The sequence below is a fragment of the Leucobacter allii genome, from assembly GCF_022919155.1.
Taxonomy (GTDB): domain Bacteria; phylum Actinomycetota; class Actinomycetes; order Actinomycetales; family Microbacteriaceae; genus Leucobacter; species Leucobacter allii.
Genome location: NZ_CP095045.1, coordinates 3,412,551 through 3,432,878, shown reverse-complemented (window position 1 = coordinate 3,432,878; position 20,328 = coordinate 3,412,551). Strand labels below are relative to the sequence as shown.

Annotated in this window: 17 protein-coding genes and 1 riboswitch; of the genes, 5 read left to right on the top strand and 12 right to left on the bottom strand. The window is 72.4% G+C overall.

The features are described 5' to 3' along the window. Window positions 1–9 precede the first annotated feature (9 nt). On the bottom strand, window positions 10–1,047 hold the full coding sequence (locus tag MUN78_RS15920; RefSeq protein ID WP_244727716.1) for a LacI family DNA-binding transcriptional regulator: 1,038 nt from the start codon (window positions 1,045–1,047) through the stop codon (window positions 10–12). 187 nt (window positions 1,048–1,234) lie between these two features. Here MUN78_RS15920 and MUN78_RS15915 point away from each other — a divergent pair, with 187 nt between their 5' ends. The 3 genes from MUN78_RS15915 (at window position 1,235) to pnuC (ending at window position 4,477) form a co-directional block, all read left to right on the top strand. Continuing rightward, window positions 1,235–2,425 carry a Gfo/Idh/MocA family protein gene (locus tag MUN78_RS15915; protein ID WP_244727714.1) on the top strand — a complete coding sequence of 397 codons (1,191 nt, stop codon included), beginning with the start codon at window positions 1,235–1,237 and terminating at the stop codon, window positions 2,423–2,425. Between the two features lie 79 nt (window positions 2,426–2,504). After that, window positions 2,505–3,506: a sugar phosphate isomerase/epimerase family protein gene (locus tag MUN78_RS15910; RefSeq protein WP_244727712.1), complete on the top strand. Its 1,002-nt coding sequence runs from the start codon at window positions 2,505–2,507 to the stop codon at window positions 3,504–3,506. Between the two features lie 50 nt (window positions 3,507–3,556). Then, window positions 3,557–3,697: riboswitch (FMN riboswitch) on the top strand. A 72-nt stretch (window positions 3,698–3,769) separates the two neighbouring features. Continuing rightward, window positions 3,770–4,477 (top strand): nicotinamide riboside transporter PnuC, encoded by a 708-nt coding sequence (pnuC, locus tag MUN78_RS15905; RefSeq protein ID WP_244692218.1) that lies wholly within the window; start codon window positions 3,770–3,772, stop codon window positions 4,475–4,477. A 343-nt stretch (window positions 4,478–4,820) separates the two neighbouring features. Here pnuC and MUN78_RS15900 read toward each other — a convergent pair whose 3' ends face one another. Further along, window positions 4,821–5,861: a Gfo/Idh/MocA family protein gene (locus tag MUN78_RS15900; RefSeq protein WP_244727710.1), complete on the bottom strand. Its 1,041-nt coding sequence runs from the start codon at window positions 5,859–5,861 to the stop codon at window positions 4,821–4,823. A gap of 30 nt (window positions 5,862–5,891) precedes the next feature. Then, window positions 5,892–7,370 carry a sugar porter family MFS transporter gene (locus tag MUN78_RS15895; RefSeq protein ID WP_244692216.1) on the bottom strand — a complete coding sequence of 493 codons (1,479 nt, stop codon included), beginning with the start codon at window positions 7,368–7,370 and terminating at the stop codon, window positions 5,892–5,894. A gap of 175 nt (window positions 7,371–7,545) precedes the next feature. Here MUN78_RS15895 and MUN78_RS15890 point away from each other — a divergent pair, with 175 nt between their 5' ends. Next, window positions 7,546–8,289, top strand: coding sequence for a sulfite exporter TauE/SafE family protein (locus MUN78_RS15890; protein WP_244692215.1), 744 nt, complete (start codon window positions 7,546–7,548; stop codon window positions 8,287–8,289). 141 nt (window positions 8,290–8,430) lie between these two features. On the opposite strand, the gene MUN78_RS15885 is transcribed toward MUN78_RS15890, so the two are convergent. The 8 genes from MUN78_RS15885 to iolC form a co-directional block, all read right to left on the bottom strand. Next, window positions 8,431–9,303 carry a sugar phosphate isomerase/epimerase family protein gene (locus MUN78_RS15885; protein WP_244692214.1) on the bottom strand — a complete coding sequence of 291 codons (873 nt, stop codon included), beginning with the start codon at window positions 9,301–9,303 and terminating at the stop codon, window positions 8,431–8,433. Between the two features lie 236 nt (window positions 9,304–9,539). Beyond that, a complete protein-coding gene (locus MUN78_RS15880; protein WP_244692213.1) occupies window positions 9,540–10,556 on the bottom strand; it encodes a Gfo/Idh/MocA family protein in 1,017 nt (338 codons plus the stop codon). Between the two features lie 45 nt (window positions 10,557–10,601). Next, window positions 10,602–11,525 (bottom strand): sugar phosphate isomerase/epimerase family protein, encoded by a 924-nt coding sequence (locus tag MUN78_RS15875; RefSeq protein ID WP_244692212.1) that lies wholly within the window; start codon window positions 11,523–11,525, stop codon window positions 10,602–10,604. 181 nt (window positions 11,526–11,706) lie between these two features. Beyond that, complete coding sequence (gene iolD / locus MUN78_RS15870; RefSeq protein ID WP_244692211.1) at window positions 11,707–13,632, bottom strand: 3D-(3,5/4)-trihydroxycyclohexane-1,2-dione acylhydrolase (decyclizing); 1,926 nt, start codon at window positions 13,630–13,632, stop codon at window positions 11,707–11,709. Then, entirely contained in the window at window positions 13,629–14,591 is a 963-nt protein-coding gene (gene iolB / locus MUN78_RS15865; RefSeq protein ID WP_244727708.1) for a 5-deoxy-glucuronate isomerase, read from the bottom strand. Before iolB ends, iolD begins: the two co-directional genes overlap by 4 nt. Before the next feature lie 30 nt (window positions 14,592–14,621). Continuing rightward, window positions 14,622–16,133, bottom strand: coding sequence for a CoA-acylating methylmalonate-semialdehyde dehydrogenase (locus tag MUN78_RS15860; protein ID WP_244727706.1), 1,512 nt, complete (start codon window positions 16,131–16,133; stop codon window positions 14,622–14,624). A gap of 51 nt (window positions 16,134–16,184) precedes the next feature. Next, window positions 16,185–17,069: a class I fructose-bisphosphate aldolase gene (locus MUN78_RS15855; protein WP_244727704.1), complete on the bottom strand. Its 885-nt coding sequence runs from the start codon at window positions 17,067–17,069 to the stop codon at window positions 16,185–16,187. 1 nt (window position 17,070) lies between these two features. Continuing rightward, window positions 17,071–18,048 (bottom strand): 5-dehydro-2-deoxygluconokinase, encoded by a 978-nt coding sequence (iolC, locus tag MUN78_RS15850; RefSeq protein WP_244727702.1) that lies wholly within the window; start codon window positions 18,046–18,048, stop codon window positions 17,071–17,073. Between the two features lie 238 nt (window positions 18,049–18,286). Between iolC and MUN78_RS15845 the strand changes: the two genes are divergently transcribed. After that, a complete protein-coding gene (locus MUN78_RS15845) occupies window positions 18,287–19,045 on the top strand; it encodes a GntR family transcriptional regulator (protein WP_244727701.1) in 759 nt (252 codons plus the stop codon). Here MUN78_RS15845 and MUN78_RS15840 read toward each other — a convergent pair. Beyond that, window positions 19,042–20,304 carry a glycosyltransferase gene (locus tag MUN78_RS15840; RefSeq protein ID WP_244727699.1) on the bottom strand — a complete coding sequence of 421 codons (1,263 nt, stop codon included), beginning with the start codon at window positions 20,302–20,304 and terminating at the stop codon, window positions 19,042–19,044. The two genes, MUN78_RS15845 and MUN78_RS15840, sit on opposite strands and share 4 nt — an antisense overlap. Window positions 20,305–20,328: the final 24 nt, after the last annotated feature.

Below are 20,328 nucleotides of genomic sequence, written 5' to 3'. Positions count from 1 at the left end.
CGCGTCGCGTTACACCGGACCGGCGCCGGGCGAGCGGCGATGCGCGCGCGGGGCGGCCGTCGAACGGCGCACCACGAGGCGCGGGGCGAGCCGCCGCGACGGCGGGAACTCGCCCTCGCCCTCCAGCATCGCGACGAGGTCGGCGCCCGCCGCCTCGCCCAACTCGCGGACATCGCCGCTCACGGAGGTCAGCGAGACCAGCCGGTAGCTCGCGATCGGCGAGTCGTCGTAGCCCACCACCGAGACGTCTCGCGGCACCTCGAAGCCCTGACCGCGGAGCGCGCCGATGGCACCGACGGCGAGCGGGTCGTTCACGGCGAACACCGCGGTGGGCGCCTCGGCACCCGGTGCGGATGCGAGCTCCGCGAGCATCGCGTCGGCAGCGGCGGCGCCCGCGGCCTCCGTCGTCTGCTCCGCGCGCACCAGGCTCGCCCCGAGTCCTCGCGCGGCGAGCTCCGCCAGATAGCCGGCCTCGCGCGCCGAGGCGCTCGGCCCCGGCCCGGAGATGCACGCGATGCGCCGGTGGCCGAGTTCCGCGAGGTGCGCCGTAGCGAGGCGACCCCCCGCCGTCTCGTCGCTCGCGATGACCGGCACCCGCGCCGCCTCGATCGCGCGCGTGCCGAGCACCACCGCGGGAACCGCGAGCTGCCGCGCCGCCTCGGCCGAGATCTCCCCGGCGAGCACGACGCCGTCGACCCGCAGCGAGCGGAACACCGCGATCGGATCCTGGCTGAGGTGGGCGTTGAGCGCGGTGTCGGCGACGCTCAGGCTGTAGCCCCCGGCGGCGACTGCGGCGCGCAGCCCCTCGAGGGCGGGGGCGAACCAGAGGTTCGCGAAGTCGTCGACGACGACGCCGATGCTGCGCGTGCGGGTCCCCGCGAGGCCGGCGGCGAGGCGGCTCGGCGTGTAGTCGAGCTCGGCGACCGCGGCGAGGACGGCCTCGCGCTTCTCCTCGCTCACGCGCGGGGAGCCGCGCAGCACGAGCGAGACCAGCGACTTGGAGACGCCGGCCCGCTGGGCGACGTCGTAGATCGTGGGCCGTTTCATGCCGCCTCCTCCCCGCGATCCGACGATGCCGCGCCACCCGGGCGGCGGTGGCGCGGCGCGCAGACTCCATATTGACAGAACATTCGCCGCCGCGTTAGCGTGATCCAATTGGAGCGCTCCAACGCAGTCGGCGCACCGATCCTCCCACGACACCCCGCCCCGATCCCCTCTGCGAAAGGACCCTCCCGTGACCGCATCCCTCGGCGTCGCCGTCATCGGCGCCGGCATGGCGGGCAAGGCGCACGCCGCCGCCTACCGCGCCGCCTCGACTCTCTACGCCCCCGTGCTGCCCGAGATCCGCCTCGTCGCGATCGCCGACGTCTACGCACCCCTCGGGCAGGAGACCGCGAAGCGCTTCGGCTTCGAGCGCCACGTCGCCGACTGGCGCGACATCGCCGCGGCCGACGACATCGACGTCGTCAGCGTGGTCGTCGCGAACGCGCTGCATCGCGAGATCGTCGAGGGCCTCCTCGCGGCCGGCAAGCACGTGCTGTGCGAGAAGCCGCTGAGCGACACCATCGAGGACGCCCGCGCCATGGCCGACGCCGCCGCGGCTGCAGCAGCGAACGGCACCGTCGCCCGCATCGGCTTCAGTTACCTGCGCGGCCCCGGCCTCGCCTTCATCCGCTCGCTCATCGACGACGGCCGCCTCGGCGAGGTGCTCCATTTCTCCGGCCGCTACTGGACCGACTACGCCTGCCGACCCGGCACCCCCATCAGCTGGCGCTACCAGGGTCCGGCCGGATCCGGCGCGCTCGGCGACGTGGGCAGCCACCTCAGCTATATCGCCGAGTACCTCTGCGGCCCGGTCCGCGAGGTCTCCGGCGGCCGCTTCCACACCTCCATCACCGAGCGCCCGAAGCCCCTCGGCCAGGTCGTCGGGCACACCGGCGGCGCGGTGAGCGACGAGACCGCCCCCGTCACGAACGACGACTACGCGAGCTTCAACGCCGCATTCGAGCGCTGCGTGGGCACCCTCGAGGTCTCCCGCGTGGCCGCCGGCCACCCGAACGACCTGTACGTCGAGGTCTTCGGCTCGCGGGGCGCCGCCCGCTGGTCGCAGACGAACCCGGGCCAGGTGGAGGTCATGCTCCACGACGAGCAGGGCGACCTCGCCGGGTACCGCACGGTGCCCCTCGGCCCCGCCCACCCGCACTACGCCGGCGGCTGGGCGATGGACGCCCCGGGAGTCGGCATCGGCCAGAACGACCTGTTCGTGCACCAGGCGCGCGCCTTCCTCGAGGAGGTCGCGGGGATCCCCGAGGCCGAGTCGCTCCCGCGCTGCAGGAGCTTCGCCGACGGCGTGCACAACATGGAGTTCCTCGCCGCCGTCGCCGAGTCCGCCGCGCAGGGCGGATCCTCCGTCGCCGTGGCGTGATCCCGCGCCGTCCGCGCTCCGCACCCACCACCGCGCATCCCCACCCGCAGCACCGCTTCGCAGCAGAAGAGAGCACCCCATGAAACTCGGCGTCTACAACGCGATCCTCCACGACCGGAGCCTCCCCGAGGCCATCCGCGTCGTCCGCGAGCTCGGCCTCACCGGCATCGAGCTCAACACGGGAGGCTTCCTGCCCCCGACCCACATCCCCAACCGGGAGCAGATCCTCGAGTCCGACGCCGCGCGCGACGAGTTCCTCGGCCTGTTCGAGGGGACCGGCGTGCGGATCGCGGGCCTCAACTGCAACGGCAATCCGCTGCACCCGAAGCCTGCCATCGGCGAGGCCCACGCGGAGGACGTCCGCCGCTCGATCCGGCTCGCCGAGCGGCTCGGGCAGGATCGCGTGGTCACCATGTCGGGGCTCCCCGGCGGCGAGCCCGCCGCGACCGTCACCAACTGGGTGGTGAACGCCTGGAACTCGGCCGCACTCGACGTGCTCGACTACCAGTGGGATGTCGCGGCGAAGTTCTGGCGCGAAACCGACCGCTTCGCGGCCGAGCACGGGGTGAAGGTCGCCCTCGAGCTGCACCCGCAGAACCTCGTGTTCAACTCCGCCGACGTGCACAAGCTCATCGAGCTCACGGGCGCCACGCACGTCGGAGTGGAGCTCGACGCCTCGCACCTGTTCTGGCAGCAGATGGATCCCGTCGCCGTCGTGCGGCACCTCGGCGAGCTCGTCGTCCACGCCGCCGCGAAGGACGTGCGCGTGAACCCGGAGTGGGCGCGGCTCAACGGCGTGCTCGACAACTCCTTCCGCCGCCTCTCCCCGGAGGAGCCGCGCACGAACCTCGGCGGCGACGAGTGGGCCAACGAGTGGCCGCAGCACTCGGCGTGGGACTTCGTCGCGCTCGGCCGCGGACACGACACCGCGTACTGGACGGAGTTCCTCCGCGCGCTGCACGAGGTCGATCCCGAGATGTGGGTCAACATCGAGCACGAGGACGTCTCGCTCGGCCGGATCGAGGGGCTCGAGGTCGCCTCGCGGGTGCTCCGCGACGCCGACGCCGCCCTCGGGGCCTGAGCCGCGTCCGCGGGCGCGCCCGCGGAGGAGTAGCATTCGAGGCGAACACACACGTGCTCCGGGGTCGGTGGAAGTCCGAACCGGCGGTGACAGTCCGCGAACCGGGCCGGCGAGGCGATCCGCCTCGCGGGACCGGCCGATCCGGTGGAACTCCGGGACCGACAGTACAGTCTGGATGAGAGCAGCACGGGCGTGGGCGGGCCCGCGGGCCCGCGGGCCCGCCCACGCGCCCCTCGGCGGCACCGCACCCCGAGGAGGATCCCATGAACGCGCTGCAGTGGCTCGTCGAGGCCTTCACCGCGCACTGGGAACTGCCCGGCGGGCAGACGCTGCTCGTGCGCGAGGTGGTCGGCAACGTCTTCGGGCTCGCGAGCGCGCTCGGCGGTATGCGCCGGCGCATCTGGGCCTGGCCGGTCGGGATCATCGGCAATCTGCTGCTGCTCACCGTGTTCCTCGGTTCGATCCTCACCCCCGAGCACTCGCTGCCGAGCCTGCTCGGCCAGGCGGGCCGCCAGGTGATGTTCATCGCCGTCGCGGTCTACGGCTGGATCCGCTGGCGGCGTGCGGGCGACGGCGGCCGGCTCACGCCGCGCTGGGCCCCTGCGGGAGCACGCGTCGGCATCGTGCTCGTCCTGCTGCTCGGCACGGTCGCGCTGACGCCGGTGTTCCGCGCGCTCGGCTCCTGGGATCCGGTCTGGGCCGACGCCTGGACCTTCGTCGGCTCGCTGCTCGCCACCTACGGCATGGCGAAGGGGTGGACGGAGTTCTGGCTCGTCTGGATCGCCGTCGACCTCGTCGGCGTGCCGCTGCTGTTCAGCTCCGGCTATTACGCCACGGCCCTCATGTACGTCTTCTACGGCGTGTTCACCGCGATCGGCTTCGTCGTGTGGTGCCGCGCCCACGCCAAGCCCCGGATCGACACGCTCATGCCCGACCCGCGGACCACCCCGGCCGTTCGCGGGCGGGAGTAGGGCTCCGTTCCCGAGCCCACGTTCCGCTCGGTTCCGGGCCCCGCTCCGCCCCGTCCGGGTCGCTCCGGGTCGCCCTGGCCCGGATCCGGGTCACCGCGGCAGGGTGGCGGAGGGGCCGACCCTGCCGGAGCGACCCGGATTCATGCGGAGGAGAGGTTTCGGGGCGGAGGGAGATCGGCCCCGGGGGTTGGGGGCGCGGAGGCGCAGGGTGAGAGGGGGCGCGGGCGCAGAAGTGCGGTGGTGGGAGGTGCAGGGCGAGAGGGGGCGGGGACGGGAGAGGGGGCGGAGCGGGAGGTGCGAGGCGGGGCGGAGCGGTGCGCGGGGCGAGGGATGCGGCGGCGGGTCAGGATCCGGGGGTCGCGGCCACCTCGACGCGAGTGCCCGAGATCGCGCTCTCGCGCGCCGCGTCGAGCACCGCGACGGTGTGCAGCGCCTCGGAGAGCCGCACCGCGGGCGGCGTCCCCGTCGCGATCGCGCGATGCAGATCCCGGTAGAACTCGGTGTAGTCCCCGCGCAGGGAAGGGATCGGGGTCGGGCCGGATCCGTCGTGCAGCACGCCCCAGCGCTCGGGCGCCTCGACCCCCCAGGCGTCCGCGTCGGTGGCGGGCCGCAGGCCCGCCCGCAGCTGCTCGACCTGCACATCGGACATGTGCGACTCGTAGTTGCCCTCGCGGCCGTAGACGATCATGCGGCGGTCCTCCCGCCGCGCGCCCTTCGAGGAGGAGACGGAGCTGTGGACGCCGCCCGCGTGGTGGAGCCCGAGCACGAAGCCGACGTCGACGCGGGCGTCGCCCGCGCCCACCCAGTCGAGGTGTGCGTCCACCCGCGCGACGGGTCCGAAGAGCTGGGCGAGCTGATCCACGACGTGCGCGCCGAGGTCGCGCAGCAGGCCCTCATCCGGTCCCTGCGCGAGCACGGAGCGGTCGTCCTGCTCGAGCGCGAAATCGGCGCGCCACACGCGGCCGAGCCGACCCGAGTCGAGCACGGAGCGCAGCGTCACGAGGTCCGTGTCCCAGCGCCGGTTGTGGAAGACCGTGAGCGTTCGGCCGGCACGGTCGGCGGCGGCGATGAGCTCGCGCGCCGTCGCCGCATCGGGGGCGAAGGGCTTGTCGGCGACGACGTGCACGCCGCGCTGGAGCGCGCGCAGCACGAGCTCCCGCCGGGTGGCCGGCGGGGTGGTGATGACCACCGCGTCGACGCCGGCGTCGATGATCGCATCGAGCGAGGCGAACGCGGGCACGCCGGGCGCCTCGGCCGCGAGCTCGGCGACCCGCTGCGGCGAGCGCGCCACGACGCCCGCGAGCTCCCACTCCGTCGCCGCCTGGAGGTAGGGCAGATGGAAGAGCCTGCCCCCGACGCCGAATCCGACGAGTCCGATCCTCATGCGATGCCGTCCTCTCCGCGCCCGCCGGCTCTACCGCTCGCGGGGCACGTAGATCGCGCCCGTCATCACGTCCTCCTCGAGCTCTTCGAGCGTGCGGCCGCGGGTTTCGGGGACGAAGCGCTTGATGAAGAGGAAGGAGACGACGTTGACGATCGCGAAGATGACGAACAGCCCCATGCCGACCGCGCCCACGATGGAGGGCACGAGCAGCGCGAGCACGCCGTTCGCGATCCAGAGCACGAAGACGGAGACGCCCATGCCGATCCCGCGCATGTGCAGCGGGAACACCTCGGAGAGGTAGACCCAGGTGGCGATGTTGAGGAACAGCTGGATCGAGCCGATCATGATGACGATGAGCACGAGGAACACCCACGGGCGCGCGGGGCTGCCCTCGGGGAAGAGGAACATCATCGCGACCGCGATGAGCACGTGCGAGAGGGCGGTGAGCCCGTAGCCCCACAGGAAGTTGGTGCGACGGTCGACCCGGTCCATCATGAAGAGCGCGACGACCCCGCCGATCACGGCGATCACGCCGGGGGCGATGTTCACCCAGCCGATCATGTCCTCGCTGAACCCGGACTCGGCGAGCATCCGCTGGCCGTAGTACATGATGGCGTTGACGCCGGTGAACTGCTGGGCGATGCCGAGGCCGCAGGCCACGAGCAGGATCACGAGGAGGTTCTTGTTGGAGAGCACGGCGCGGATGCCGAGGCGGCGCTCCGACTCGGCGCGCTCCTCCTGGGTGACGCGCTGCACCTCGGCGAACTCCGCGGCGGCCCGATCCTCCGAGCGCACCGTGCGGAGCACCGCGAGCGCGTCGTCGGCGCGCCCCTGTTCCACGAGCCAGCGGGGGGACTCCGGCATCCGCAGCATCCCGAAGAAGAGCACGATCGCGGGCAGCGCGCAGATGGCGAACATGATGCGCCAGACGCCGTCGACATGCCCCCACAGCGCCGCGATGATGGCGTTGACGATGAAAGCGGCGAGCTGACCCACGACGATCATGAGCTCGTTGCGGCCGGAGAGCGAGCCGCGGATCTCGAAGGGTGCGAGTTCGGCGAGGTACACCGGCACGACGGCGGACGCGCCGCCGACGGCGAAGCCGAGCGCGATCCGCCCCGCGACCAGCAGCGAGAAGCCGAGCGTCGTGTGCGTACCGTGCTCGGGGCCGCTCGGGGAGGTCACGACGAGCAGGGTGCCGCAGAAGAAGAGCACCGCCAGCAGGATGATGGTCGGGCGGCGGCCGATCTTGTCGGCGATGCGGCCGAAGAGCATCGCGCCGAAGGCCGCGGCGAAGACGAGCGAGCTGATCACGATGCCGATCTGCAGCGTGTCGAAGCCCATCTCGGCCTGGAGCGGGCGCTCGGCGCCGTTGGCGACGCCCGTGTCGTAGCCGAAGAGAAGGCCGCCGAAGGTCGCGATGACGGCGACGAGGCCGAGCCGCCGCTGGTGCGGGCCTGCGGTGAGCGGCGGCAGTGTCGAGGTGTTCTGGCCTGGTGTGGCGGACATCCGGAGGACTCCTTCGTCGAGCAGGACCCGGAGTGTCCGGGACGCTCACCGAGATCCTAACAATGTAACGACAAAACAACAAAATCGTTTCCGCCCGGTATCGCGCCGATGGCCGGCGGCACTCATGTTCGAACAATTGAACATGGAACCCGTGCCGCCCTAGGCTGGTCGAGTGATGACGCTCCTCCCCCAGCTCCCCGCCGTCGCCTGGGCGCTGCTCGCGACGGCGGCGCTCATCGTCGGCTTCTCGAAGACGGCGCTGCCCGGCGTGAACACGATCTCGATCGCGATCTTCGCCGCGATCCTGCCGGCGCGGCACTCCACCGGAGCGCTGCTCGTCCTGCTCATCGTCGGCGACGCCTTCGCGGTCTGGGCGTACCGCAAGCACGCGAGCTGGCCCACGATCCTGCGACTGGCCCCCGCGGTCGTCGGCGGCCTCGCGCTCGGCGCGGTGTTCCTCGCGCTCGCCGACGACTCCTGGGTACGGCGCGTGATCGGGATCATCCTGCTGCTCGTCGTGGGCTTCACCGTCTGGCGGCGCTGGATCTCCTCGGGGGGCGCCCCTGCCGGTCGGGCCGCCAGCATCGGCTACGGCTCGCTCGGCGGCTTCACCACCATGGTCGCGAATGCGGGCGGCCCCGTGATGTCCATGTACTTCCTCGCGGCCCGCTTCCCGGTGAAGGCGTTCCTCGGCACGGCCGCGTGGTTCTTCGCGTGCATCAACCTGGCGAAGCTGCCGTTCTCGATCGGGCTCGGCCTCATCGACGCGGGCAGCCTCGTGCTCGATCTGCTGCTCGTGCCCGGCGTGATCATCGGGGCGCTGCTCGGGCGCTGGGCGGCGAACCGCATGCGCCAGGGCTTCTTCGACGTCGCCGTGCTCGGCGCGACCGTGCTGGGCGCGGTCTATCTGCTGATCTGAGACCGCGGGGACGGCCGGGGGCCGCAGGACCGGGGACCCCGCAGCAACCGCGGAAACCCCAGGACCGCGAGGGCCGCAGGACCGCGAGGAGCGCGGCGACGCCGGGTCCGCGAAACCCGGCGCGCGCTCCGCCGACGCCGCCTACGCCCCCGCGATGAGCTCGCGCAGCGCCGCGAGCTGGTGCCGGGCGCTCTCGTCCGCGCGCTCGTCCTCCGCGAAGACGTTGGACACGATGAGCGCGTCCTCCCGCGCGAGGAACCCGCTCTGCGCGAGCGCCCCGAAGAGCCCGCTCCAGTCGACGTCGCCGTCGCCGATGTCCAGGTGCTGGTGCACGCGCACCGCGTTGCCCGGCGGGTTCGTGATGTAGCGCAGCCCGTTCGAGCGGGTGTGATCGAAGGTGTCCGCCGCGTAGACGGCGCCGAGGCGGTCGCCGACCTCGGGGATCAGCGACGCGGCGCGGTCGCCGTAGTGGAACGTGTGCGCGGCGACGTAGACGAAGCCGACTCGCGTCGTGTTGAGCCCGCGGATGATGCGCCAGCCCTCGAGCCCGTCCTCGACGAAGTCGTCCGGGTGCGGGTCGATGTTCATGGTGACGCCCTCGCGCTCGAGCACCGGGATGAGCGCCGCCATCGCGTCGTAGAACGCGTTCTCGGAGTCCTCCTCGCGCTCGGGGCGGCCCGAGAACTCCGTGTTGACGATCGGCGCCTCGAGCTCCGCCGCGATCTCGATGTATCGGGTGGTGTTGCGCACCGCCGCCGCGACCTGATGCGGCTCCGGCCCGCCGAGGCGCTGCACGGGCAGCACGGAGGTGATGGTCACCCCGGCGTCGCGCGCCCGCTTCTTGAGCTGCGCGATCATCGCGGTGTCCACCTTGGGGTGGTGGAAGTGCCGCCCGAAGTCGGGGTTCGGCGTGAGCTGCAGATACTCGTAGCCGAGCCGCGCGACGAGGTCGGGGAACTCCAGCAGATGATGCGTGCCGTTGTAGGGGGTGGGATCGAGGGCGATGCGGACCATGGGTGCTCCTGTGCTGAGGGCGTCGCTCGGGGCGAGGGATGGGTGGGAGTGGGGCGCGGATCCGGGATCGGTGACGGACCGGGGAACGGGGACGGATCGGGGATCGCGGATCGGGGATCGCGGATCCGGGATCGGGGATGCCGGTTCCGTCGGGGATGCGGCCTCCGTCGGACCGGAACCGCGGATCCGGGATCACCGAAGCCGCATCTCCGACGGACGGCGCCGGCCGCCGCCGCTCAGGCGTAGAACGCGGGCCGCTCGGGCGCCGGGACGGGCACGATGCCGCCCTCGTTGAGGGCCTGGACGCCCGCCTCGCAGGACAGCGCGACGAGATAGCCGTCCCACGCGTTCGGGCCGTCGATGAGTGTGCCCGCGCGCACCGCGTTCACCCAGCGCTGGATCTGCGCGTCGTACGCGGCGGCGAAGCGCGTGGTGAAGCTCTCGTGATCCTTCACCCGGAAGTAGCCGGCGTCCCAGCGCTGGAGCCCCGCGGGCTGGCCGATGCGGGCGACGCCCTGCTCGAAGACCGCCTCGGTGGCGACCTGGTAGCCGAACTGCACGCTGACGTTCATCTCGACGTCGACGAGCACGCCGTTCTCGAGCTCCATGATCACGAGGATCGGCTCGCGCAGCCGCTCGGGCGCGAGGGAGTTGCGGCGCGGGTGCTTCACCTCGACGCTGACGACGCGGGATCCCGCGAGCCACGGCACGACGTCGAACTCGTGCACCACGGAGTCCGTGATGAGCATGTTGTTCGTGTAGCTCTCGGGCACGGAGGGGTTGCGGTGCAGGGCGCGCACCATGAGGAGCTCCCCGCTCTCGCCGGAGACGACGAGCTCGCGCAGCGCCTGGTACTCGGCGTCGAAGCGGCGCATGAAGCCGAGCTGGATGTGCGGGCGGTCGAGCTGCTGCTCGAGCTCGAGGATCTCGAGCGAGGAGGCGGAATCCTGCGTCAGCGGCTTCTCGCAGAGGATCGGGAGCCGCGCGTCGAGCGCGGGCTTGAGCACCGGCGCGTGGAACTGCCCGGGCGTCGCGATGAGCACGGCGTCCATGGCGCCCGCGGCGATCGCCGCTTCGATGCTCGTGTAGGCGGCCGATCCCGGCGCGTGTTCGGCGGCAGCCGCGGCGCGGCCGGCGTCCGGCTCGACGATCGCGGAGACGCGGGCGCCCGCGATCCGCCGGGTGATGCGCTTGATGTGGTCGGCGCCCATCATGCCGGCGCCGACGACGGCGATGCGGAGGTCTTCGGTCATTGCGGTGTCCTTCTGTGCTCGGGGCTGCGGGGCGGGGCTGCCGGATCAGCTGATCCGCGCAAGGTGCGTGCAGCCGAAGATGTGCTCGCGCGTGCGCTGGGCGATGGGGAACGGGGCGTCGACGCTGCAGCCGTACATGTCCTGCTCCACGATCGCGAAGATCTCGGGGTCGAGCTTCGCGACGGCCTCGATGATCGGGGCGAGATCGGGTACGCCGTGCGGGGGCTCGATCATGATGCCGTCGGCCACGGCCTGGGCGAAGGGCACGTCGTTCTTCAGCACGTCGAAGAGCTGGCTCGGGTCGACCTGCTTGAGGTGGAGGTAGCCGATGCGCTCGGGGCGCTCCTCGATGAGCTTCACGTTGTCGCCGCCGTAGTAGGCGAAGTGCCCCGTGTCGAGGCACAGGTTCGTGTAGCGCGCGTCGGTCTCGTCGAGGAAGCGGAGCACCTCGCGCGTGGTGCCGATGTGGCTGTCGGCGTGCGAGTGGAACTGCTGCTTCATGCCGAACTCCTCGAGCAGCGCCTTCCCGAGGCGGTCGTGCCCCGCGCCGAGCTTCGCCCACTGCGCGTCGTCGAGCACGCGCGGCTCGAGCACCTCGCTCGTGGCGTCGCTGCGCCAGAGGTCGGGGATCACCACGAGGTGCTCGGCGCCGAGCTTCGAGGCGAGCCCGGCGACGTTCAGCGCCTGGTCCCAGGCGCGCTGCCACTCGTCCTCGCCCTTGTGGAAGCCCGTGAAGACGGTGCCGGCGGAGAGTTTCAGGCCGCGGGAGCCGAGTTCGTCCTCGAGCTGGTGCGGATCGGTCGGGAGGTAGCCGTAGGGGCCGAGCTCGATCCACTCGTAGCCGGCGGCCACGACCTCGTCGAGGAAGCGGTTCCAGGGGACCTGCTGCGGGTCGTCGGGGAACCAGACGCCCCAGGAGTCGGGGGCCGTGCCGATCCGCAGACCGGGGTTCTCGGTGGTCTCGCCCATGGCAGCGAACCTTTCTCTCGGCGACGGTGCCGGATGCAGCGGGTGCCGGTCGCGGCGCGGATGCCGCGGCATCCGTCCATCATCGCAGGGGAACTTTGATATGACAATAGGCCATAGTAGCGGATGCGCGCGAGCCCGGGGAGCGCACCGTCGGCGGGGGCTCCCCGGGCTCGCCCGCGGCTCAGCCGAGGAGGGGGCGCTGCGCCCGCTGCTGCTCCTCGTACTCGGCGCGCGCCCGCTGCGTCGACGCCAGGGTCGAGGTCTGCGGCACGGGCACGTCCCACCAGCCCGCGCCGTCGGGCGCGTAGATGAGGGGATCGCTGTTGATGTGGATGAAGGTCGCGCGGTCGGAGGCCTTCGCGCGGGCGATCGCCGCCTCGAGATCGGCGATCGCCGAGGCCCCGGGCTCCACCTCGATGACGTCCATGCCGTAGCTGCGGGCGTTCATCGCGAGGTCGACGGGCAGCACCTGGTCGCCCTGGAAGTTGCGCGCCTCGGCATCGTACTCCCGGTACCAGGTGCCGAATCGCTCCGAGCCCACGGTCTCCGAGAGGTGCCCGATGGAGGCGTAGCCGTGGTTCTGGATGAGGATCACGATGATCTTGATCCCCTCGGCGACCGCCGTCACGAGCTCCGTGTTCAGCATGAGGTACGAGCCGTCGCCGACCATCACGATCACGTCGCGCTCGTCCCCCGCCGCGGCGAGCCCGCGCTTCGCGCCGAGGCCGCCCGCGATCTCGTAGCCCATGCAGGAGTAGGCGTACTCGACGTGGTAGCCGAGCGGGTCGCGCACGCGCCACAGCTTGTGGAGGTCGCCGGGCAGCGATCCGGCGGCCTGCACGACGACGTCCTCGGGCGCCGAGGAGCGCTGCACGGCGCCGATGATCTCGGGCTGGCCGGGGAGCGCGAGCCCCGAGGGGGCGAAGGCGGCGTCGACCGAGGCGTCCCACTCGCGCTGCTCGGCGGCGATGCGCTCCGCGTACGCGGCATCGACGCGGAGGTCCGCGAGCTCCGCGGAGAGCGCGAGGAGCGTCTCCCTCGCGTCCGCGACGACCGGGATCTGCGTGCCGTGCTTGTAGGCGTCGAACGCCGCGACGTTGATGTTCACGAAGGTCGCGTCGGGGTCCTGGAAGGCCGTGCGGGAGGCGGTCGTGAAGTCGCTGTAGCGCGTGCCGATCCCGATGATCACATCGGCCTCGGCCGCGAGCCGGTTCGCGGCGAGCGTGCCCGTCGCCCCGATGCCGCCGAGGTACTGCGGGTGGTCCCACGAGAGCGCGCCGCCGCCCGCCTGCGAGGTGCCGACCGGGATCCCCGTCGCCTCGACGAAGGCGCGCAGCTGCGCCTCGGCCTCCGAATACAGCACGCCGCCGCCGGCGACGATGAGGGGGCGCTTGGCCCCGCGGATCGCCCGCACCGCGGCGGCGAGCGGGGCGCGCTCGGGCAGCGGTCGCCGGATGCGCCACTCGCGCGGCTGCAGGAACTCGACGGGCACGTCCCACGCCTCCGCCTGCACGTCCTCGGGGAGCGCGATCGTGACGGCGCCGGTCTCGGCCGGATCGGTGAGCACCCGCATAGCCGCGAGCGCGATGGAGAACAGCTGCTCGGGCCGCTGCACGCGGTCGAAGAACCGGGAGACGGGGCGGAACGCGTCGTTGACGGTGAGGCCGATGTCGTGGGGCTGCTCGAGCTGCTGCAGCACCGGATCGGCGACGCGCGTCGCGAAGGTGTCGCTCGGCAGCAGGAGGGCGGGCAGACGGTTGGTCGTCGCGAGGGCCGCGCCCGTGAGGAGGTTGGTCGCGCCGGGGCCGACGGAGGCGGCGGAGGCGTAGGTGCCGCGGCGGCGGTGCATGCGCGCGTAGCCGACGGCCTGGTGCACCATCGCCTGCTCGTTGCGGGCCTGGTGGTAGGGCATGAGCTCCGGGTGCTCGACGTTCAGCTGCTTGAGCGCCTGGCCGACGCCCGCCACGTTGCCGTGCCCGAAGATCCCGAACATGCCGGGGATGGTCCGCTCGCGGACCTCCCGGCCCTCCCCGTCCGTGTCGACCGTCCACTGCTGGGCCAGGAACTCCACGAGGGCCTGGCTCACCGTCATCCGTCGCGTCGTCATCGCGCCTGCTCCGTTCCGTGCGTTGCGCCGCCGGACGCGCTCGCGCCCGCGGTGAAGGGGAGGCGGGCGTCGAGCGCCTGCCCCTCCCAGGTGTCGCGCACCCAGCCGTGAGCCGGGTCGTCGCTGATGAGCCAGCTCCGCTCGGGGTCGGGGCCCGCCATCACGTTGAGGTAGTACATGTCGTAGCCGGGCGCCGCGACCGCGGGGCCGTGGTAGCCGTAGGGCACGAGCGCGACGTCGCCGGTCTTAACCTGCGCGTCGATCTCGATCTCGCCCGCGGGCGAGGAGGAGGTGCTGAAGAGGCCGAAGGCGCGCTCGGGATCGACGCCCGCGGGCGCGTCCTTCGTCGGCGCGACCTCGAAGTAGTAGATCTCCTCGAGCTGGGACTCGTGCCCGGCGACGTGCTCGTCGTGCTTGTGCGGGGGGTAGGAGGACCAGTTCTCGGCGGGGGTGATCACCTCGACGACGATGAAGCGGGCGGCGTCGAGCGCCTCCTTGCGGCCGAAGTTGTGCACCTGCCGGCTCGAGGCGCCGGCGCCGCGGAGCTCCACCGGCACCTCGTCCACCGGCATGTAGCGGCTGGGCCGCACGATGCCGGTGGGCGAGGTCGCCACGAGGAAGCGGCTCTCGCCCGCGGACGTCGCCGTGACCGTCCCCGTCGCGGCCGAGGAGAGGTACAGCACGTCCGTCGGCCCGTCGAAGACGGAGGCGCGTCCGGCGAGCCGCGCGGTCGACGCCGCGCCGTCCTCGGCGTAGCTCACGGAGAACGAGCCGGAGAGCGGGACGATGAGCCGCTCGACGCCGGTGCCCTCGAGCGCGATCGAGCCGCCCTCGGCGAGGCGGGCCACCCGGACCCCCGTGTGCTCCCACCCCGGCGTGCGTTCGTCGACCACCGTCTCCCAGCCGCCCTCGGCGAGCGCGCCGCGGCGGTGGAACCAGCGTTCGGCCTGCTGCGTCATGTCGTCCCTCTCCTCGATCCGGTCGTTCGGCTAGTCGTTCTGCGGGAAGCCGAGGTTGATGCCGCCGTGCGTGGCCGGATCGAGCCAGCGGCTCGTGATGGCCTTCTCGCGCGTGAAGAACTCGAAGCCCTGCACGCCGTACGCCTTCGCGTCGCCGAACAGCGAGGCCTTCCACCCGCCGAAGGAGTGGTAGGCCACCGGGACCGGGATCGGCACGTTGATGCCGATCATGCCGACCTGGATCTCGTGCTGGAAGCGGCGCGCCGCCCCGCCGTCGTTCGTGAAGATCGCGGTGCCGTTGCCGAAGGCGCCCGAGTTGATGAGCGCCACGCCCTCCTCGAAGGTCTGCACGCGCACGACCTCGAGCACCGGGCCGAAGATCTCCTCGGTGTAGGCGCGCGAGGTGGTGGGCAGCTGGTCGATGAGCGTCGGCCCGACGAAGAAGCCGTTCTCGTGTCCGTCGACCTGGAAGTCGCGGCCGTCGACCACGATCACGGCGCCGTCCTGCTCGGCGATGTCGATGTAGCCCCGCACCTTGTCGCGGTGCACGTCGGTGATGAGCGGGCCCATGTCGGGCTCGGGCGTGGAGGCGCCGTTGCCGATGCTGAGCTTCGCGATGCGCTCCGTGATCTTCGCGATGAGCTCGTCGGCGACGGGCTCGACGGCCAGCACGACGGAGATCGCCATGCAGCGCTCGCCCGCGGCGCCGTAGCCGGCGTTGATCGCCTGGTCGGCGACGAGGTCGAGATCCGCATCGGGCAGCACGAGCATGTGGTTCTTCGCTCCGCCGAGGGCCTGCACGCGCTTGCCGTGCTTCGAGGCGGTCTCGTAGATGTACTGGGCGATCGGCGTCGAGCCCACGAAGGAGATCGACTGCACGACCGGGTCGGTGAGCAGGCCGTCCACCGCGAGCTTGTCGCCGTTGAGCACGGTGAAGACGCCGTCGGGGAGCCCGGCCTCGCGCCACAGCTCCGCCATCCAGATCGCGGCCGAGGGATCCTTCTCCGAGGGCTTGAGGATGACCGAGTTGCCCGCGGCGATGGCGACGGGGAAGAACCACATCGGCACCATGGCGGGGAAGTTGAAGGGCGAGATGATCCCGACGACGCCGAGGGGCTGCTTGATCGAGTAGACGTCGATGCCGGTCGAGGCGTTCTCGGAGAAGGCGCCCTTGATGAGGTGCGGGAAGCCGGTCGCGAGCTCGACGACCTCCTGGCCGCGGAGGATCTCGCCCATCGCGTCCGAGACGACCTTGCCGTGCTCGGAGGTGATGATCTTCGCGAGCTCGGGCTTGCGCGCATTGAGCAGCTCGCGGAACTTGAAGATGACGGCCTGGCGCTTCGCGATGGAGTACGCGCTCCACCGCTCGAAGCCGCGCTGCGCGGAGGCGATCGCTTCGGCGATCTCGGCCTCGTCGGCGAGGGCGACGTGGGCCTGCACCTCGCCGGTCGCGGGGTTGTAGACCGGGGCGGTGCGGCCGGAGGCGGAGGGGCGGCGGGTGCCATCGATCCAGTGCGGGATCACGGGGAGTTCGGTGCTCATGGGGTCTTCCTTCGGTGTCGGGGCGTGCGGGGGGGGCGGCTCGGGATCAGGCTACGCGAGGTCCCGGTGGACGAGCCCGGCCGCGGTGTCGACCGCGGCGGCGACGTCGCCGTCGTGGGGGTAGAGGAGCGTGCGGCCGACGGTGAGGCCGCGGACTCCGGGGAGCGCGAGCGCCGCTTCCCAGGAGGCGAAGGTCTCGTCGGGATCGCCGCCGTTGTCGCCGCCGAGCAGCAGCGTCGGCATCGTGGTGGCCGCCATGACGCGCTCCATCTCGGGGACGACCGGGAGCTTCATCCAGGTGTAGGCGCTCGAATTGCCGAGACCGGAGGCGATGGCGGTCGAGAGGATGACGGCGTCGGCCGAGAGGTCGTTCACGACCTTCCCGTTCACGCGGCTGCTCATGAAGGGCTCGAGCATGATCGGGAGCCCGGCGGCGGCGGCGGCGTCGACCGCGCGCGCGGTGGCCTCGAGCGTCGGGGCCGTGCCGGCGTCGGCGAGGTCGACGCGGATGAGGGTCTTCGCGAAGTCGAGGCCCTGGCGCGCCATCGCCGCGACGTCGTAGGCCGTGTAGCGGTCGTCGAGCTCGAAGGACGCGCCGCGCAGGCCCCCGCGGTTCATGGAGCCGACGACGATCTTGTCGTCGAGGAGGCCGAGGGCGGCGAGGTCGTCGATGATGTCGGGGGTGCCGAGCACGCCGTCCACGCCGGGGCGGGAGAGTGCGAGCGCCATGCGCTCGAGGAGCTCGTAGCGGTCGGCCATCGCCGTCGCGTCGGAGCCGACGGCGATCGCGCCGCGCGCCGGATGATCGGCGGCGACGATGAAGAGCCTGCCATCGCCGCGGATGACCTCGCGCCGCGAGCGCCCGGCGAGCGCGCGGCCGATGCCGGCGGGATCGGCGGCGCGCAGCTCGCGCAGGCGGTCGAAGTCCAGTGCCATCTCAGGCCTCCTTCGGTGCGGGGATCGCGCCGCCGGCGAGGACCGTCTCGATCTCGGTCGCGTCGGGCATGGCGGTGGAGCATTCGCGGCGGGTCGCGACGATCGCGCCCGCGACGTTCGCGAAGGCGAGGATGCGCTCGAGGCCCCAGCCCTCGAGCAGGCCGTGGCAGAGCGCGCCGCCGAAGGCGTCGCCCGAGCCGAGCCCGTTGATCACGTCGACGAAGTGCGGGGGGACCTCGACGCGCTCGTCGCGCGTCTTGGCGAGCACGCCCTTGGGCCCCTGCTTCACGATCGCGAGTTCGATGCCGCGTTCGAGGAGGGCGTCGGCGGCGCGGTCGGGCTCGGTCTCGCCCACGGCGACCTCGCACTCCTCGCGGTTGCCCACCGCGACGGTGACGTGGTCGAGCGCCCGCGCGACCTCGGCGCCCGCCTCGGCCGGATCGGCCCAGAACATGGGCCGGTAGTCGAGGTCGAGGACCGTGTGGCTGCGGCGCTCGCGCAGGCGCAGCGCCTCGTGGTGCGCGGCCCGGCTCGGCTCCTGGCTGAGGCCCGTGACGGTGAGCCACAGGATCCGCGCGGCCCGGATCGCCTCGGCGTCGAGATCCTCGGGCGCGATCTCGAGGTCGGGCGCCTTCGGCTCGCGGTAGAAGTAGAGCGGGAAGTCGTCGGGCGGGAAGATCTCGCAGAAGGTGACGGGGGTCGCGTAGCGGGGATCGACGCGCACCTCGCGCGGGTCGACGCCGAGCCGCGCGAGCTCGCGGAGCAGGTAGCGGCCGAAGGGGTCGTCGCCGACGCGGGAGACGAGCGCGCTGCCGTGGCCGTACTTCGCGGCGGCCACGGCGACGTTCGCGGCGCTGCCGCCGAGGTACTTGCCGAAGCTCGTGACGTCCTCGAGCCCGACCCCGTCCTGCAGCGGGTACACGTCGACGCCGAGTCGCCCCATCACCAGCACGTCATCAGGACGTCGTTGTTCCGACATTCGCTTCCCGCCTCTCGTCGCGGCAGGCCGGATCGCCTGCGTCGCTGCATTTGTCCTAACAATAGCACGAAGTCCCGCTCACACCAGCCCCGGGGCGGTCGCGCGCCGCGCCGCGCCGCAGCGGAGGATCGATCCGCGCGCGCCCCCGGTTTGGAGGTAATGTTGTCAGCACATACCGACGCAGGAGTCGTGACGCCGTCGTGACGATCCGAGCGCCGTCGAACGCGCAGGAGACCACATGAGCACCGATCCCGTCTGGCCGGAAGAGATGTTCAGCGACCTCGACCGCACCGGTCCGGTCCCGCTGTACTACCAGATCTCCAGCCGGCTCGAGCGCGCGATCCGCGAGGGGGTCATCCCCGCCGGGGCGCGGCTCGAGAACGAGATCGCCATCGGCGAGCGGCTCGGGCTCTCGCGCCCCACGGTCCGCCGGGCCATCCAGGAGCTCGTCGACCAGGGGCTGCTCGTGCGACGGCGCGGGATCGGCACGCAGGTCGTGCAGGCGCGGGTGAGCCGCCCGGTCGAGCTCACGAGCCTCCACGAGGACCTCACCCGGGTCGGGCACCATCCGACGACCGAGGTGCTCTCGGTCGAGCACGTCGCCGCCGACGAGGACGCCGCCGCGCGGCTCCAGGTGCCGGTCGGCACGGTCATCAGCCGGATCCGGCGGGTGCGCAGCGCCGACGGCACGCCGATGGCGATCCTCGAGAACCTCCTGCCGCCGGAGTTCGCCGACATCACGGCGGCGGACCTCGAGAAGCAGGGCCTCTACGAGATGCTGCGGGCCCGCGGGATCACCATCAAGATCGCGAACCAGACGATCGGCGCGCGGCGGACCCACGGCGACGAGCACGAGCTGCTCGACATCGCGAAGGGCAGCCCGCTGCTGACCATGGATCGCGTCGCCTTCGACCACGGCGGCCGCGTGGTCGAGGCCGGGCACCACTGCTACCGCCCCGACCTCTACTCCTTCGAGACGACGCTCGTCTCGCGCTAGGCGGTCGCCCGCGCGCCGGCGATGACCTCGCGGTAGACCGCGAGGAGGCGCTCGGCCGAGGCCGCCCAGCTGCGCCGGAGGGCGTGCTGCCTGGCCGCGGCGCCCATGCGCCCGAGCTCGACGGGGTCGGCGAGCAGCGCCGCGATCGCGTCGGCCCAGAGGCGGGGCTCCTCGGCGGCGTCGGCCGAGGGGATGAGGACGCCCGTGTCCCCGTCGACCACGGCCTCGCGCAGGCCGCCCGCGGCGCGCGCGATCACCGGGATGCCCGACGCCGCCGCCTCGAGCGCGACGAGACCGAAGGTCTCGGAGTGGGAGGGCACCAGCATGAGCGAGGCGCTGCGGATCCGCTCCGCGAGCTCGCGGCGCCGGAGCGCGCCGTCGAAGGCGGTCGTCGCGAGCATGCCGTGGCGCGCGACCGCCTCGTGCAGCGCGCGCACATGCGCGTCGCCGTCCGGGGGCGGTGCGCCGACGATGCGGAGCACCGGGCGGCGATCCGCGGGGATCGCCGCGATCGCGTCGATCACGAGGTCGAAGCCCTTGAGGGGGTGCAGGCGCCCGACGACGATCGCCTCGGGCCGGCCGCCGCGGCTGAACCAGTCGCGCTGCTCGCTGCACTCGTCGGTGACGCAGGGGTGGAAGAGCTCCGTGTCGACGCCGAGCGGGACGACGCGGACGCGCTCGGGATCGCCGGCGAGCCGCTCGAGGACGGTGCGGCGCTCCGCCTCGCTCACGGCGATGATGAGGTCGGCCTCGTGCGCGAGCCGGCGCTCCCCCGCCTGCCGGCCGGGGGACTCGGGGCGCTCGCCGTCGCCGAGCGGGGAGTCGGGGGGCGCGGCGATCGAGTGGTAGCTCTGCACCAGCGGCAGGCGCCGGCGGCGGGCCACCGGCAGCGCGGCGATGCCCGAGAACCAGTGCTCGGCGTGGAGGAGGTCGACGGGATCGCGGTCGAGCGCGACGTCGAGGAGCTCGCCGAACTCCGCCATGACCGCCTCGTGCTCGCCCTTCGCGAGCAGCCTGGCCGGGCCGGCCGCCAGATGCACGACCGTGAGCCCGGAGGCCAGCTGCACGCGCTCGGGCGATTCCTCGTCGCTGCGCCGCGTGAAGATGCGCACCTCGTGCCCCGCGTGGGCGAGCGCCTCCGCCTGCGCGCGCACCACGACGTTCATGCCGCCCGCATCCTTCGTGCCCGGCACGTCGAGCGGCGAGGTGTGCAGCATGACGAAGCCGATGCGCAGCGGAGCGGGGCGGGCGGAATCCATATCCTCGAGCGTATCGCGTGCGCC